The organism is Acinetobacter sp. AB03 (genome assembly GCF_058107045.1).
The window spans coordinates 2,577,491-2,593,375 of sequence record NZ_JBUEBA010000002.1 but is presented as its reverse complement, the minus strand read 5'-3'; the positions used below and the strand labels follow the sequence as shown (position 1 = coordinate 2,593,375).

13 protein-coding genes are annotated in these 15,885 nt (G+C 42.2%); 4 read left to right on the top strand and 9 right to left on the bottom strand.

Annotated features, from left to right (window positions below; translation table 11 throughout):
- Window positions 1-14: 14 nt before the first annotated feature.
- Window positions 15-845 carry a pyrroline-5-carboxylate reductase gene (proC, locus tag ACY3FQ_RS13165; protein WP_004692257.1) on the top strand — a complete coding sequence of 277 codons (831 nt, stop codon included), beginning with the start codon at window positions 15-17 and terminating at the stop codon, window positions 843-845.
- A gap of 25 nt (window positions 846-870) precedes the next feature.
- Window positions 871-1,440: a YggT family protein gene (locus tag ACY3FQ_RS13160; RefSeq protein WP_004979206.1), complete on the top strand. Its 570-nt coding sequence runs from the start codon at window positions 871-873 to the stop codon at window positions 1,438-1,440.
- 140 nt (window positions 1,441-1,580) lie between these two features.
- On the opposite strand, the gene polA is transcribed toward ACY3FQ_RS13160, so the two are convergent.
- Window positions 1,581-4,346, bottom strand: coding sequence for a DNA polymerase I (gene polA / locus ACY3FQ_RS13155; RefSeq protein ID WP_005400736.1), 2,766 nt, complete (start codon window positions 4,344-4,346; stop codon window positions 1,581-1,583).
- Window positions 4,347-4,508: 162 nt separating this feature from the next.
- On the opposite strand from polA, the gene ACY3FQ_RS13150 reads away from it, so the two are divergent.
- Window positions 4,509-7,205, top strand: coding sequence for a DUF2339 domain-containing protein (locus ACY3FQ_RS13150; RefSeq protein ID WP_489774428.1), 2,697 nt, complete (start codon window positions 4,509-4,511; stop codon window positions 7,203-7,205).
- Between the two features lie 49 nt (window positions 7,206-7,254).
- Here the strand turns inward: ACY3FQ_RS13150 and ACY3FQ_RS13145 are convergent, their stop codons facing one another.
- Both ACY3FQ_RS13145 and ACY3FQ_RS13140 read right to left on the bottom strand, forming a co-directional pair.
- A complete protein-coding gene (locus ACY3FQ_RS13145; RefSeq protein ID WP_004692251.1) occupies window positions 7,255-8,178 on the bottom strand; it encodes a mechanosensitive ion channel family protein in 924 nt (307 codons plus the stop codon).
- 9 nt (window positions 8,179-8,187) lie between these two features.
- Window positions 8,188-9,000, bottom strand: a complete 813-nt coding sequence (locus ACY3FQ_RS13140; RefSeq protein WP_039890186.1) for a DUF432 domain-containing protein — start codon at window positions 8,998-9,000, stop codon at window positions 8,188-8,190.
- A 114-nt stretch (window positions 9,001-9,114) separates the two neighbouring features.
- Between ACY3FQ_RS13140 and gspE the strand changes: the two genes are divergently transcribed.
- Entirely contained in the window at window positions 9,115-10,602 is a 1,488-nt protein-coding gene (gene gspE, locus ACY3FQ_RS13135; RefSeq protein ID WP_126037922.1) for a type II secretion system ATPase GspE, read from the top strand.
- Between the two features lie 46 nt (window positions 10,603-10,648).
- Here gspE and ACY3FQ_RS13130 read toward each other — a convergent pair whose 3' ends face one another.
- The 6 genes from ACY3FQ_RS13130 to ACY3FQ_RS13105 all read right to left on the bottom strand — a co-directional run bounded on the left by ACY3FQ_RS13130 (window position 10,649) and on the right by ACY3FQ_RS13105 (window position 15,566).
- Window positions 10,649-11,062, bottom strand: coding sequence for a hypothetical protein (locus ACY3FQ_RS13130; RefSeq protein WP_489774160.1), 414 nt, complete (start codon window positions 11,060-11,062; stop codon window positions 10,649-10,651).
- A gap of 282 nt (window positions 11,063-11,344) precedes the next feature.
- Window positions 11,345-11,770: an organic hydroperoxide resistance protein gene (locus tag ACY3FQ_RS13125; RefSeq protein WP_078388700.1), complete on the bottom strand. Its 426-nt coding sequence runs from the start codon at window positions 11,768-11,770 to the stop codon at window positions 11,345-11,347.
- 344 nt (window positions 11,771-12,114) lie between these two features.
- Window positions 12,115-12,939 carry a carbon-nitrogen hydrolase family protein gene (locus ACY3FQ_RS13120; protein ID WP_114836808.1) on the bottom strand — a complete coding sequence of 275 codons (825 nt, stop codon included), beginning with the start codon at window positions 12,937-12,939 and terminating at the stop codon, window positions 12,115-12,117.
- Window positions 12,940-12,962: 23 nt separating this feature from the next.
- A complete protein-coding gene (gene gigB / locus ACY3FQ_RS13115; RefSeq protein ID WP_087011570.1) occupies window positions 12,963-13,484 on the bottom strand; it encodes an anti-anti-sigma factor GigB in 522 nt (173 codons plus the stop codon).
- A 112-nt stretch (window positions 13,485-13,596) separates the two neighbouring features.
- The gene (gene gigA, locus ACY3FQ_RS13110) at window positions 13,597-14,565 is read right to left on the bottom strand and encodes an RsbU family protein phosphatase GigA (protein ID WP_078388698.1); all 969 of its coding nucleotides are present in this window, start codon (window positions 14,563-14,565) and stop codon (window positions 13,597-13,599) included.
- A gap of 98 nt (window positions 14,566-14,663) precedes the next feature.
- Window positions 14,664-15,566 carry an MlaA family lipoprotein gene (locus tag ACY3FQ_RS13105; RefSeq protein ID WP_201950093.1) on the bottom strand — a complete coding sequence of 301 codons (903 nt, stop codon included), beginning with the start codon at window positions 15,564-15,566 and terminating at the stop codon, window positions 14,664-14,666.
- Between the last annotated feature and the right edge of the window lie 319 nt (window positions 15,567-15,885).

Here is a 15,885-nt window from a genome sequence, read left to right as displayed (position 1 = left end):
ATAGAGAAATAATCATGAGCGCAGTGTTGAATCGTAATATTTGTTTTATCGGCGGTGGTAACATGGCTCAAGCCCTCATTGGTGGCTTGATTTCACGTGGTTTACCTTCAACTCGCATTACGGTTTCTGATCCTGTTGAACAAGTTCGTCATTTATTGGCTGAAAAAGACTTGGTGGTGACTGAGGATAACGCATCTGCTATTCGTGAAGCCGATGTCGTGGTCTTAGCGGTTAAACCTCAAGTTTTAGCCAATGTTTTAAAGCCATTAAACGGTTTATTTGACGGTAAGTTGATTATTTCGATTGTTGCGGGTGCTGAAATTGCAACGATTGCTGCATTAGCTGGCAGTAATCGTATTGTTCGTGTAATGCCAAATACACCTGCTTTAGTACAAACAGGTGCGCATGGTTTATATGCCACTGAGGCTGTAGATAAAGAAGACCGTGATTTGGCGAGCCAAGTACTTGCTGCGACAGGTTTGACTTTATGGGTAGGCGAGGAAGCGCAAATTGATGCTGTGACTGCGGTGTCTGGTTCAGGTCCTGCGTATTTTTTCTATATGATGGAAAGCATGATCCGTGCAGGTAAAAACCTCGGTCTAGATGAAAAAGTAGCAACGGCGTTGACGTTGCAAACTGCATTGGGTGCGGCACAAATGGCAATCACGAGCTCAAATACACCAGCTGAATTGCGTAAGAATGTCACTTCACCGAATGGTACAACCCAAGCGGCACTTGAAGTGTTTGATCGTGCACAAATTTCACAAAATATCCAAGCTGCATTGGCTGCTGCTCAAAAGCGCAGTCAGGAACTTGCTCAAGAGCTGAGTGAAAGTAGCAAATAATCGTTTTATTTAGGAAAGTTCAAGTATGGGTGCAAACTCTGCGCTAATTTTTGGCATCATTATTAACGTTGCAATTTTACTGGTGTTCTTCCGCTTTCTCATGCAGTTGGCAGCGGTTAACTTTTATAACCCAGTGGTGATGTCGACCGTAAAAGCCACAAAAATTGTGGATATGTTTGGTCGTATTTTTCCAAATGTAGCGAAAGGTCGTGTTAACTTAGCGGCTTTAGTACTTTTGGTTTTATTGTATTTACTGAAAATTTTTGGTGTCATGTATCTCTCTGGAGCGATGCCGAATAGTCCTGTGCATTTGGTTATTTTGACTTTTGTGACCATGATTCAGGACTTGATTCGTTTCTGTCGTTACCTGATTTTTGCAACGATTATTTTAAGTTGGGTCGTGATGTTTACCCAGTCACGCTCGCCTTATATCGAAGTGATACAAGAGCTTGCTGAACCATTATTGGCACCGTTTCGCCGTTTATTGCCCAATATGGGGATGATTGATCTTTCTCCAATCGTAGCGTTCTTGGCTCTGTATATTGCTGAAATGATTATGAATGAAGTGGCGATTGTCCTGCTCACTGGTTTATAAGATTGTAGCGAATAAAAAAAGGACTCGATTGCGAGTCCTTTTTTTGTGGTTGAAATTTTTAGGTGAAGACGTTGATATTTCTTCTAGGAGGCAAATGACCTCCATACCAGCCTTCCTTCTAGGAGAAAGGCGCAAATGTTTTAGTGGGCTTCATCCCAGTTTCGACCTTTGCCGACTTCAACCAACAATGGCACAGAAATTTGCAAAACAGATTGCATCACGTCTGCCAGTTTCGAAGCCAGTTCATCTGCAATACTTTCATCGACTTCAAAAACCAATTCATCGTGTACTTGTAGTAGCATTTTGGTTTGATCTTTAGGCAGCATTTGATCAACAGCAATCATCGCCATTTTAATAATGTCCGCAGCAGAACCTTGCAGCGGTGCATTAATTGCGGCACGTTCAGCCGCTTGTTTGATCATTTTATTGCTTGCCATAATATCGGGCGTATACAAGCGACGGCCCAAAATGGTTTCGACAAAACCTTGTTCACGTGCAATTTGACGGGTACGTTCCATATAGTCGAGCACGCCCGGATAACGTTGGAAGTATTTCGCAATATAGCCACGCGATTCTTCACGGCTAAAACCGAGTTGACGGGTTAAGCCAAACTCAGACATACCGTAGAGTAAACCGAAGTTGACTGCTTTGGCCTGGCGACGTTGGTCTGAAGTAACATCTTCAAGTGCGACACCTAAGACTTCAGCCGCTGTACGACGGTGTACATCTTGTCCATGCTTAAAAGCATCGACCAAGGCTTCATCTTGGGAGAAATGCGCCATTAAACGCAGTTCAATTTGTGAATAATCGGCTGCCAAGAGCACGCGACCTTGTGGTGCAATAAAGGCTTTACGAATTTGACGTCCAATTTCCTCACGCACAGGAATGTTCTGTAAGTTTGGGTCGGTCGAAGACAGGCGGCCTGTTGCAGTCAGTGCTTGGTGGTAACTAGTATGCACACGATGGGTATCACTGTTGGCTTGTTTTAATAAGCCATCGGTATAGGTGCTTTTTAGTTTGGATAACCCACGATAGTCCAAAATTAGCTCGGTAATTGGGTGGTCAATCTTTTCTAAAACACTTTCAGAGGTACTGTACTGACCCGTTGCGGTTTTTTTGCCGCCCTTAAGTCCGAGTTTATCAAACAGAATTTCACCGACTTGCTTCGGCGAGCTGACATTGAAACTTTGTCCTGCCAGTTCGGTAATCTGACTTTCAAGATTGGCCATGGTATTGGCAAACTCAATACCGAGTTGATCAAGGAAACCTAAGTCGAGCTCAATGCCATTTTCTTCCATGATGGTCAGGACACGGGCAACTGGCATTTCGACATTGTGCAAAATATTGACCAGTTCGGGATGCTTTTGTAGTTTGGCATCGAGCACTTCAAACAGGCGATAGGTCACATGTGCATCTTCAGCTGCATAGTGCGCGGCGGTTTCGATCTCAATTTGGTTAAAGGTTTTCTGTTTTGCACCTTTACCTGCCACTTGCTCAAAGGTCGTGGTTAAGTGGCTGAGGTAGAGGCGTGAAACATCATCCATCCCGTGACGAGTTGCCACAGCATTGAGTACATAAGATGCCAACATGGTATCGAAATACCAACCTTTTAGCTCAATGCCATGATTTTCTAAGACATGGGCATCGTATTTCAAATGATGACCAATTTTCTGAACCGACTCATCTTCTAAAATAGGTTTAATTTGCGCCAAAATCTGTTCACGATCTAACTGCGCAGGTGCATTTTCATAATCATGCGCAAGTGGAACGTAATATGCATCTTGCGCATCGAACGCGACCGAGAAACCAACAATTTGTGCTACGCGATAGTCTAAACTGGTGGTTTCGGTATCAAAGGCAAAACGTTTTTCTGTACTTAAACGTTTGAATAATTGAGTCCACTGTTCTGCACTGAGCACAGTATGGTAATTCGCTTGCCCCAGTTGGTCATCGACGCTGCTTTGAACGGCCTGATCTTCTGTATTGATGACGGTTTCAGATTGTGCTGATTTGGCAATGTGTTGCGTCGCTTGTTTGTAGGTTGCACTATTGGGATTGTTTGGATGATCGAGCGATTGTAACTGCTGGCGGAATTCCAGTTCGGTATACAGTGAACGTAAGGCTTCAGTATTTGGATCTTGGAGTTTAAGATCGTCAAAGGTCAGTCCTGTCTCTAAGTCACAGACAATACTTGCCAGTTGATGATCAAGCGCAATGCCATCAGCATGTTCTTTGATGTTTTGACCGACTTTGCCTTTAATTTTATCGACATTTTCTAAGATGCCACCAATCGAGCCATATTCTGTTAACAGTTTTGCTGCGGTTTTAGCCCCGACACCCGGAACGCCCATAATGCCGTCAGAGGCATCGCCCATTAAGGTCAGATAATCAATAATTTGGTTTGGCCACACCCCAAACTTTTCAAACACGCCATTCACATCCATCGGCTTGTCTTTAAAGCTGTCTTCTAAGGTGACTTTATCGGTCACCAACTGTGCCATGTCTTTATCGCCTGTGGAAATCAGCACTTGCTGTCCCGCGGCTTCCGCACGTTTGGCTAAAGTCCCGATGATGTCATCTGCTTCGGCACCTGGGAGCATGTATAAGGGGATACCCAAAGCACGAATTAAGGCATGCAAGTATGGAATTTGTTCTGATAACTCCTCAGGCATACTTGGGCGGTCACCTTTATAAATTGGTGATAGCACATGACGAAAAGTTGGTTCTGGCGTATCAAAAATGACCGCCATATGTGTTGGCTGGGTACGACGCATCAGTTTTTGGATGGCAGAAATTGCCCCACGAATTGCATTGGTATGTAAGCCAGTTGACGTGGTGAGCGGTGGCAAAGCATGAAAAGCACGAAATAAAAAGTATGAGCCATCGACCAAGACAAATGGTGGCATTGCAAGATTCCTTATCCAAATAACCCGTTTATTGTACGTGATTTTGACGCAGAACAAAGTGTATTGATGTACCGATTGGCATAGATGGTTACGGTTATGCGCTTAAAGATGCACTACAAGCTGATGTATTATTTGAAGATGAGAAAAAGAGATCGAGAACGGATGCAAACTGGACAGCGTGAAATTCGCATGATGTGGTTAATGGGGCTCACGATTGTTGCTATTGCAGCATGGTTTCTGGCTGTACCGCTGTTGAGTGCATTGTGTGGAATTGCTTTGATCATGAGTGTTATGCACTATGTTGATAGTATTGAACACCCCAGTACGACCTTGGCGGAACAACGGGACATTACTTTCCAGCCAACGTCAAAAGTGCCGCTTTACCTTGCTGCTTTCGTCATTTTAGTCGGCATGGTGGGGCAATGGGGTGGGCTCATTGGATTGGGGATCAGTGGTTGGTTGTTCTTTTTCTTTCGATGGTTGCGTCGTTTAGAATATCTATTGTTATCCGTGCAAGCACAGCCACATCAGGTGATATCTGACCGATTCCCAGAATCTGAAAACGCTCCCTCTTTACCCACTACTCTAAACAATACAGATGATTTAAGTCTCAGTGAGCAAGTGAAACGCTGGCTTTGGCAGGGCAATCCTGTCTTAAAAGTTGCGATTGTGATATTGCTGATTGGGCTTATTTTATTATTACGCTTTGCCACCGAACATTGGCAGTTGAGTCTCGCTGTTAAGCTGAGCCTCGTTGCTGCGGTAAGTGTGGGCGTTGTGATCTTTGGTTATGTGCTTCGGCACAAAAACCGCAGTTTTGCTTTGGCTTTGGAAGCGCTTGGACTGTCAGGCTTATTTTTGACTTTGTTTTTTGCTTACTACAACGGTGTGATTGCAAGTTTAGCGATTGCGAGCCTGTGCTTTGTGGTGGTGATGGCGGTTACACTCTGGCTCAGTTTAAAACAGCAGTCGATTGAGCTGGCGTTGATGGCGCTGATCATTGCTTATTTAGCACCTTTTACTTTGCCTGTACGAAATGCCACTGCGATAGAGCTAGTGGCCTATTATTTGGTTATCAATATTGCGGTCGCGGTTTTAAGCACGTTCAGGCCGTGGAAAGTCCTCAATCAAATTGCTTTTTTAATGACGGTGGTCGTAGGCGGCGCTTATGCCTTTTATCAGGGTAAAGCGCCTGAGCGAGGCATGCTGGCCTTGTTGGTTTTGGCACATAGTACGGTCTTTATTTGGTTGAGTTTTCGTTATAGCCAACTTTTGGCGCGTGAGGATTTAACTCAGTTTAAGTTGAAACCGATCTTGGATGTGGCTTTGATTTTTGCTGCACCCATTGTTGCTTTTGCTTTTTTGTATGTGATGTATTTTGAAGAAACGACTTGGCAGGCAGGCTTTAGTCTGGGCTTTGCAGCGCTCTATGCCGTGCTTTATCAACTGCTAAAAAGATCCCACAGTGTTGAGTTGATTGCACAAAGTTATCTCAGTTTGACCTTGGTTTTCTTGGCGCTGATTCCCCCTATTTTGCTGCCTGATCAGTGGGGTGTGGTGGGGTGGAGTGTTGAGGGTGCACTAATTTTTATGTATGCCTTATATCGAAATTCTGCACTGAGTCGTTATTTGGCGATGGGCTTACTGGCCGTGGCAGGGCTCTCAAGTCTGTACTATGTGGTGGAGCTCAATCGTTTTCCAACGGAAGTCTATTGGGCGCTGTGTCTGAGTTATTTTGCTGTGGTTGCCGTTGCCAACAGTGTAGAGCGCTTTAGACAACAGTTGTCTTTTGCCACCATTGCCTTTTTTTGCTTACAACTGCTTTCAGCAACCAGCATGTTGTTTATTTTACTTTTGGATGAAATCCACAGTAAAAGTCAGGTGACGATGGCGCTGCTGATCATCGTACTTTTATATACAGTGCTGAATGAATGGTTGCTCTACCGTAAAGCCAGTTGGTCATGGCTATTACCCAAATGGATTGGCCTGATTCCGTTGTATGCAGTTGCCTTTATTTTCTTGGTGGGCTTGAGCCATGATGGCATCATTATGTGGTCGACTGGTTTAGATCGCCTATTGTTTGCTTTAACGAGTGGATTACTCACGTTGCTGTGGCTTCGCCCGTTACAGGGCGTAGAGGATGAGCAGGAGTGGGTGAGTTTGGGTGCTTTACTGAGTTTAGCGCTGACCAGCTTAACCCTCATTCCAAGTATGCCGTATTTAAGCATGGTCATTTTGCCGCTGGCCTTTGCTGCATGGTGCTACACACAATCGACTCAAACGCGATGGAGACAGTTTTGGCAAGCACGCAATACCTTAGTGCTCATGTTGTTTTGGATCGTGTGTTCTCAGATCTTTAGCCAACAAGCTTTTGCAGGGTACTGGCTACCCATTTTCAACCCATTTGACTTGGTCAGTATTGCGATGCTGATCGGTTTCATTTGGATGCTGAATTTACAAATGAAAGCGGGTTTGGAAAAAAGTCTGGGTGCCATTTTGATGATGTCGAGTCTACTTTGGCTCAGTAGTTATGTGGTGCTACGTGCGCTGCATGTCTATTTTGCAACACCCTATAATGACTGGGAAATGTGGGAAAACGCCTTGGTGCAACTGAGCTTTACTTTGCTTTGGGTCAGTTTGGCTTTCATTTGCATGCTGACGGCGACCAAACGGAACTTGCGTTCATTGTGGATTTTTGGTGGGTGTATTTTAGTTCTTGTGACGCTGAAATTGGTCTTGTTTGACTTATCTCACATTGGGACACTCACCCGCGTGATTTCATTTTTAGGTGCAGGTTTGGTGATGTTGGTGATTGCGTATATTGCACCGATGCCTGAACTTGAGGAAAAGACCAATTAAACAAATTCAGCTCCTTATGTCTGCAGGGATCATAAGGAGCTGAGGCTATTTATTTGATATTCGGTTCTCGTTTCAAGGCTTGCGCATTGGCATATTGATCAATTTCTTCATTGGATAATGGACGCGAAAGCGGATGATCGACAAAACCCATTTTCGGCACAGGAATTTCGATTTGGTTATCTAAGAAACCATTACGAATACGTTCCTGCATTTCATCACGCACTTGCAAAAAGTGTTCTTGCTGACACCACACGGCAAACAGTAACTCAATCGAAGACTCACGAAAGGCGGTGACGGTGACGGCAGGTTTAGGGTCTGCAAGCACCAAAGGATATTTATTAGCCACATCAATCAGCACTTCACGTACTTTAATGATGTTCTCATGAAAGTTAATCGCTAGGGTGATGGGAATACGCCGTATTGGAAACTTAGAGAGGTTGTGAACAGGCGCTCGAATCAGTTGTTCATTCGGCAGTCGTACATAAATGTTGTCCTGAGTGAGTAGCTTAACCGAGAGGAGGTCAATTGAAATGACTTCACCTTCAATGGTATTGCCACGAATAAGGGTGATTGAAATGGTGTCACCAATTTCAAAAGAACCTTCACCAATCAGGAACAACCCACTGATTAAGTTGGATGCTGAGGTTTGTGAGGCAAAACCCAAAGCAACCGTCAAAATACCTGCGGCGCCTAAGAACACACTGAGTTTAAAACCAGCTTCTTTGAGGCTGGCCATCACAAAAATTAGAAAAATAAAGTAAAAAATACCACGACGCCAGACCAGTCGTTGGTGGGCGTTAAACTTGGTGCCAATGGTTCGGATAAAGGTATTTGAAACCAGACGTGCCAAGAGAAACCCAACAAAACACAGCACTAAGGCAATTAAGATTTCCGTTAGTCGTTCTGTATTGATGTTGGTAAAAATGCCTTTTAGGCTACTGGTAATTTCTTGGGGAATATTTGAGTTTGGCATCTGTCCCCCTTAGAAGAATGAATCAAACATATTAAATAATGCGCTCGCCGAAGAGCGCGGTGGATGCACATAAATCACTTTGCCTGCATGCGGAGGCGTACGGTTCTCGATACGGATTCGCGGTGGCCGATCGGCGCCTTCATGTAAGACTTTAATTTGCGATGTCCAAAGTCGTCCCGTACTTTCACTATAAAATAAAGGCAGGGCTGAAACAGGTACGTTCATGCGGTCAAAACGCAGTTGTAAATGGCTGGTGTTGTGGAACTCAATGGGCGTCACTGCACGAAATGCACGTGGTTTGAGTTGATGCAATTCAGTTCGACCATCGACAGCCGTAGCGTAGGCAATTTCACCTGTACGGTGGTTTGGCCCAAACCAAGTTTCTTTGGGTAAAATCACAGGAATATCAAATAGGGGATCGCGCTGACCTTCAATAAAACCCGAAATCCATAACGGAGTGCTGATATACAACGTCCCGCGCTGACCTGCTGGAATATAAATCGGATCGACAGGTTTAATCACCACTGAACGATCGGCCAAACGTGGCATCAGTTGGATCGTATGGTGAGTGTTTTTAAACATGTAGCGTTTAATTTCAACGGGTTGTGGAAAGGCGAAATGTGGGTCCTCTATCGCATGCCATTTTTGCTCATAGTCATACTGAACTTGAGGACGATGGAACTCTAAACGCCATTCTTGTAGACCGCGGGTGAGGCGAAAAAGTAATGAGCCGAACTGCCACGCACGAGCTTGATTCAACTCAAAGTTGTATTCCCCCCACCATTTTAAATTGGGGCTATCCGATTCAAACAGTTCATTCATATTAGGCAACAGCACATTTCCTTATATTGCAAATCAGTGAAAAACAGACTTCACGCTGTCATATGCTTAGAGTACACTCAAAATAATATTTTTCATCATTATTATAATTTTAAGATGCAAGTGCTTAAACAATTACAAATTCCCTATAGTTTTGCGAAGCGTCATGGCGTGCTGTTGCGTTACGAAGGCGATCAAGCCTTTATTGTGCGCCGTGAAAGTACGCCGTTGTTGGCTTTGCAAGAGGCACGTCGTTTTTTAGGTGTGGCAGCACAACATCAACTGTGTAGTGATGAAGAATTTCACCAGCTTTTAAGCAGTAGCTATGCAGGGGACAGTGGCGAATCACAACAAGTGGCCGCAGGTTTAGAAGATCATCCCGATTTACTCAGTTTAGCTGACCAAGTGCCTGAAGCTGAAGATCTGATGGATCAAGAAGATGATGCTCCAATTGTTCGTTTGATTAATGCGTTATTGTCTGAAGCCATTCGTGTTGGCGCATCAGATATTCATATTGAAGCTTTTGAAAAGAAACTATCGGTGCGTTTACGTGTCGATGGGCAATTACGTGAAATTGTGCAGCCACGCCGTGAACTAGCACCGCTGTTGGTGTCTCGTATTAAAGTCATGGCCAAATTGGATATTGCAGAAAAACGGATTCCGCAAGATGGGCGTATTTCACTGCGTTTAGCCGGTCGTGAAGTGGATGTGCGTGTTTCGACTTTGCCATCATCACATGGCGAACGTGTGGTGATGCGTTTATTAGATAAACAAGCCGGTCGTTTGAACATGACACATTTGGGCTTATTGAAACCTGACTATGAGCGTTTAACCCAATTGGTGCATCGCCCACACGGCATTATTTTGGTCACAGGGCCGACAGGTTCAGGTAAAACTACAACGCTTTATGCGGCACTTTCGGACCTCAATGATGGTTCGAAAAATATTTTGACCGCAGAAGACCCGATTGAATATCAACTGGAAGGAATTGGACAGACGCAAGTTAACACCAAAGTCGATATGACTTTTGCGAGAGCCTTAAAGGCCATGCTGCGTCAAGACCCTGATGTAGTAATGGTGGGTGAAATTCGTGATTTGGAAACGGCTGAAATTGCGGTCCAAGCATCGCTCACAGGGCATTTGGTTTTATCTACACTGCATACCAATACGGCCATTGGTGCGGTGACCCGTTTAAAAGATATGGGCATTGAGCCGTTTTTGTTGTCGAGTTCTTTGATTGGTGTCATTGCACAGCGTTTAGTGCGAACCTTATGTAGTCACTGTGTGACATGGCATGAAGCCGATACTTTTGAAACACAACTGTTTCAGCATTTGAATCCAAAAACAGAACTTCAGTTACCTCAACCGAATGGCTGTGAACGTTGTTCACATACGGGTTTTACGGGACGGACGGCAATTTATGAAATTGTCGCTGTGGATGATCAAATGCGTCGTTTAGTTCATGGCAATGCCGCTGAATATGAATTAGAAAGTTATGCACGACAACACTCAGGCTCTATTCGTGATGATGGTTTGCGTAAAGTGTTGACGGGGAAAACCACACTGGAAGAGGTATTACGTGTGACCAATGAAGCGGCAGAGTAATGAATACAGCTAAAGATTAAATTTAAAAAATGAAATTTTAACGGGTTCATTTATTTTGAAATTGAGAGCCTTTAAAAAATGCAAGTTCCAGTGCTCTGTATTCCGTAATGTCATAACCAACTTTTTGTTTTATTAAATCAAAAAATGCTGTAAATGCTTTTTCATTTTTTAGCTCTTCGATCAGCTTTAAATACTCAATATAAGCTCTGGGCTTTTCTAGTCTGTATTTATGTGGTTCTACATTGTTTAGAAATCTAAAAACACGGCTGTCCCAAATCGCATATTGCTTTGGGTTTATAAAATGTAAGAGTTGTGATGTACCAACAAGTGAATTGTTAAAGGTAGTTTTTAGCGTTGTAAGTTGTTGTTCATCGATAAGTTTTCCTTTTTTGACTTCATTTAAGATGAAGAGAACTTCTTCTGTATTTTTAAGATTTAGCGCTTTTAGGATCGTGGGCATCCAAGAATAAGTAAAACTTATTCCGATAACCAAATTCTCTAAATTGATAGATTCTAAATTTTGGAAGTAATTTAAAAAAAAGGATAGGAAAGGAGATAATTTTCTTCAATCGATTTAAAATTATTTGCAATATTAGTCAGTTGAAGAAAAGTTTCATCATTTGATTTGTCACGCTTCATTTTAGGTGTTTTTCTACATTGTTTAAGTCAATATAGAATATTTGAATAAATTAAATCCACCTAAAAATTAGTCTTTATTTTTAAGTGGATGTTCATTTAAAAATTAAACAATCACATTCAACGTCACATCAATATTGCCACGTGTTGCATTTGAATAAGGGCAAACAATATGTGCTGCATCCACTAATTTTTGCGCTTCTGCATGCTCTAAACCTTCTAAGTGAATGTTCAAGGTCACTTGAATACCAAAGCCTGTTGGAATCGGGCCAATACCTACATCACCTTCGATATAAACATCAGGTGTAATTTTTAATTGGTCACGGTTAGCAACAAACTTCATTGCACCTAGAAAACATGCAGAATAACCTGCGGCAAAAAGCTGTTCAGGGTTCGTTCCACCACCTGCGCCGCCCATTTCTTTAGGAACGGTGAGTTTTACATCTAAAATTCCATCAGAAGAGGTTGCGCGACCATCACGGCCACCTGTCGCTTTAGCATGTGCTGTATAAACTACTTTTTCTAAAGACATTGTGATTCCCAGAATATTGTATTTGAGTTCTTATCCTGTCCTAAATTGCAGAAAGAATAAGCAGTGTTTTTGTAAATTTATACAGAGTGTGCTTACGATTAGGTTGAAGGTTTAGTTAATTAAAAATCAATGATATAGAATGCTATTATCGTTTTTTAACATTCGCAATCAGGGCTTGTCGATGTGAATGAAAACTGAGAGCGATTCGAGCGATTATTAATTTTTAAAGGTAAATAGAGTCATGTATTTTATGAGAGCTAGAGATACTCAATGAAAGAGCAGTAGTGAATCAATATGAAGTTTTTGTTCGAAGAATAACCTTGTTTTAAACGATCGCAGCGTGATTAAAACTGCACTAATTTTCGGTGTTGCATCAACGGCATGCTTTCACGGATTTGAACTTGTTCTGCCAAGTCAAAAGGTACAGTAATCAACTGCGCGCCTGGGTTAAGAATCAAATCCAAAACTTGACCACGGCTATTGGTTGCTGCTGCATGTCCCCAAGTTTGTCTCTTTTCACCATGCCAACCTTGTTGCGCTGCGCCTAACACGATGCTTTGGCTATCCATCGCACGGGCTTGTAATAATAACTGCCAGTGCATTTGCCCCGTGGTGTAGGTAAATGCAGCAGGAGCAGTCAAAATATTTGCACCACGCGCGCGTAAAGTTAAAGCCAATTCAGGAAAGCGTAAGTCATAGCAAACCATCAAGCCAATATTACCAAAAGGCGTTTTTGCCACAACGACATCTGTACCAGGTTCAAAAAACTTCGATTCTTGGTAGCCACCCACAGCATCGCCAACTTGTACGTCAAACAAATGAATTTTGTCATAACGTGCTTCAGTACGTTCAGGGCTAATGCAAAGACTGACTGTACGAACACGACCATCCTCAATAACAGAACCATCTGGACGGAACGGGCATGGGAGAGTACCCGCGACGATCCAGATCTGATATTGATGAGCAAGATTTTCTAAACGCTTTTGAATGTCTTCAAACTGTGCTGCGGTCTCACGTTGTTTGCCTGCGGCAAAACAAACGAAGTTTTCGGGGAACACAATAAGTTCAGCACCATTTGCTTTACTTTGTTGAATGAGAGACTCAATGACAAGAAAGTTTGCTTCAATGTCATTTTGAGAGTTCATCTGTACAACAGAAAGTAAAGTCATAAATGGGCCTACAAAATTTGTTGTTATGCGTTTTGTTGCTGTGACACTTGATCGAGGTTGTCTTGTTCTTTTTGCAACTGTTTGACCAAAGGTTCAAACATATTTTGATTACTTTGATTTAGTTCCATCAAAGTTTTATGTGCATCTAGTACGGTGTTTAACATATTACGATGTGTAATATGCTCTTCCATCAGTTCGAGGGTACAAACATTTGGATCGCCACAGTAGTTTAAAATCACAAAAACCTGCCCTAGCCCCATACTGTTGGCTAAGGTAGTGATATCAGAGTTGGTGGACAACATGACAGCTTGGATATTATGGATCTGTTTAAGCTTTAAGCCTAACTTTGCCAAAATGCCTAACACAGTGCTGTCGATGAATGTAGTTTGGGTTAAATCTACGATTGCACCAACAACATTTGACTGTTGTTCAATACGGTTTAAAAGTTTGTCTAGACTGATACAAGATTGGGCACGCACTTCGCCAATAAGCTTAAAAATATGCGTTCCATTCAAGCTTGCATATTCAACATGACCTGTTGACATATAAATGCCATTTGCAGAGAAGGATAGGAAATTATCCCATAGGGCAAATACTTACTCAAGTATCTAACAGTCTTAGAAGATAGGATATTGTAATAAGTTATTGATAATTTAGTTAATTCATTCGACGTAAACTTAATATAGCAATATCGTCTGCAACATGTTCTGGTGCTTCAAAGGATTGATTTTGCAAATGATAGACCAATTGTGTGAACTGATCATTCAGTCCGCCATTGAAGGGTTCGAGTGCGCCATCGGAACAAATAATGAAGCGGGCATGACGGTTGAGTACACATTCATGCTCTTCAACTTCCAGTTCTTCAGTAAGGCCTAAAGGAAAACTACTGGTATGTAATATTTTAGGAGCTTGATTTGGCTCAAAGATAATTGCGGGGGGGTAATGTCCTGCACTCGACCAACGAAGTTGATGGGTTTCGAGGTTTAAAATCCCTGCAATCATGGTGATGTGCTTTTCAATATTCTCTTGAACCAACATGCCATTGAGTTTCTTAATTAACCCACGCGGTGTTTTGGCACGACCATGAAAAGCCGCCATCCAAGAGGTTAATAAACTACTGGTGACCCCATGACCAGATACATCAGCCAAATAGAACATCACTTCTTTATCGCTAATTTTCCAATAATCAAACCAGTCTCCAGACAAATAAGCAGAAGGCTGAAAAAACGTTTCAACGGTGTAGTTTTGGAGTTCTATAGGATTTGGTAAAAGTCGCTTTTGTAATTCTGCTGCGGAAGGCAGATCGCGACTGTCTTGATTGCGTTTATATTGTGCATCAATTTTGAGTAAGGATTGTTGAGGATTGCTGGGGAGTTTATTCCACATCCAACCTGCTAAAGCACCGAGTTCCCAAGCTTGGGCTAAAGCACTACCTTCATTTTCAAAGGCAAGGACAATGGTAGGCAGTGTCCATTTATAATCTAAATAATCTTGGATATCGGCAATAGCAATAATAGTCGGGTCATAAAGATCAATGTCTTCTATGCGAATCATTTGCACACTTGGTAGTGTGTCTAGCACCTGTTCTAAATATGGAATATGGCGAGAAGGTTGAATGAAATACATAAAAAAAATGGCTTATCCTTAGCATTAAGCTATTGCTTTACTATAACAAGCAAATTACAGCTAGAGAAAAAAAATTCAACTCTAGCTGCAATACATTGTTATTCCGTATCTAGCATTTGATGCGATTCATTGGTTGATGGAGAGCTAGAAGAATCATCATCACCGACCTCATCAATAAACATTCCTTCAGCTTCTTGGCCTTTTTTCTCAGCAATAATGAAGTTTTTACGTTGTAAATAAATATCACGAATTGAGGAGTATTTGTCGCCTTGAATCGCACCTTCAATATCAATCAGTTGTGATCGTACATCAATACCACGTAAAGCCTGTTCCGCCCAATACAGGCCTTCTTCATCTTCTAATATGTATCTTTGTGGGCGCGCATAGCCATCAACAACCAAGCCAAAGCCATCACGGAAAGTACTTGGCCCAAAAACAGGAAGTACTAGGTATGGGCCAGATGGAACCCCCCAATAGCCAAGAGTCGTACCAAAGTTTTCATCTTCAGTTTCTAAACCTAAGCGCGAAGCAGGATCTGCAAAACCTAAAGTAGTTACCGTATTAATGGTAAATCGACCTAAAGTTTTTGCGGCACGGCCGGGACGACCTTGTATAAGTTGGTTTACCGCATTCCAAGGCTCACCGAGGTTTTTACGAAAGCCACTATAAGAGTCACGAATCGGAGAAGGGATCTTTTCTTTATATTCCACCGCAATTGGGCGAACGATCGCACCGTCTAAAGCATCATTGACGGCAAAAATTTGTCTATTTAAAGGTTGAAGCGGATCTTTTACATTATCAGGTTGTGCTGCATTGGCATCTACTTTTAAATCTTTTGCTTTAATATTCTTTAATTCTTTAAGCGAAGAAGATTGAGCTGTTTGCGGATCAGCACTGGTATCTATTTCGCTGGCAGCCGCAGGCGCTACATCTTCAGCAAATGCAAATGTTGTAAAGCCTACAAAGAGTAGACCAGCACATAAGTGGCGAATGTGTTGCATATAAAAGAGTTCCGGAACTTTATAATCAGCAGGTGAATTAAAAAAATAATGTTTTAACTATCTTAACAGCTCTTTATTGCTCATTGTTAAATCAAATTTTAAGAAATGTTAGTAAAAAAACGCCATTTTGCTGAATAAATAAACAAGTGGAAGTTTTTTTATAAAAAATTGAATAAAGGGGGTTGTGTTGGTTTGGAAATACTGTAGAATGCACATCCATCGGCGGTGATGTTGATTAAAACTTGTTGAGAAACAAGGATTTAGCCCAAGCGGTAGAATCTGGAAGTCTTGAATAAGTTTAAAAATAATTAACAAAACT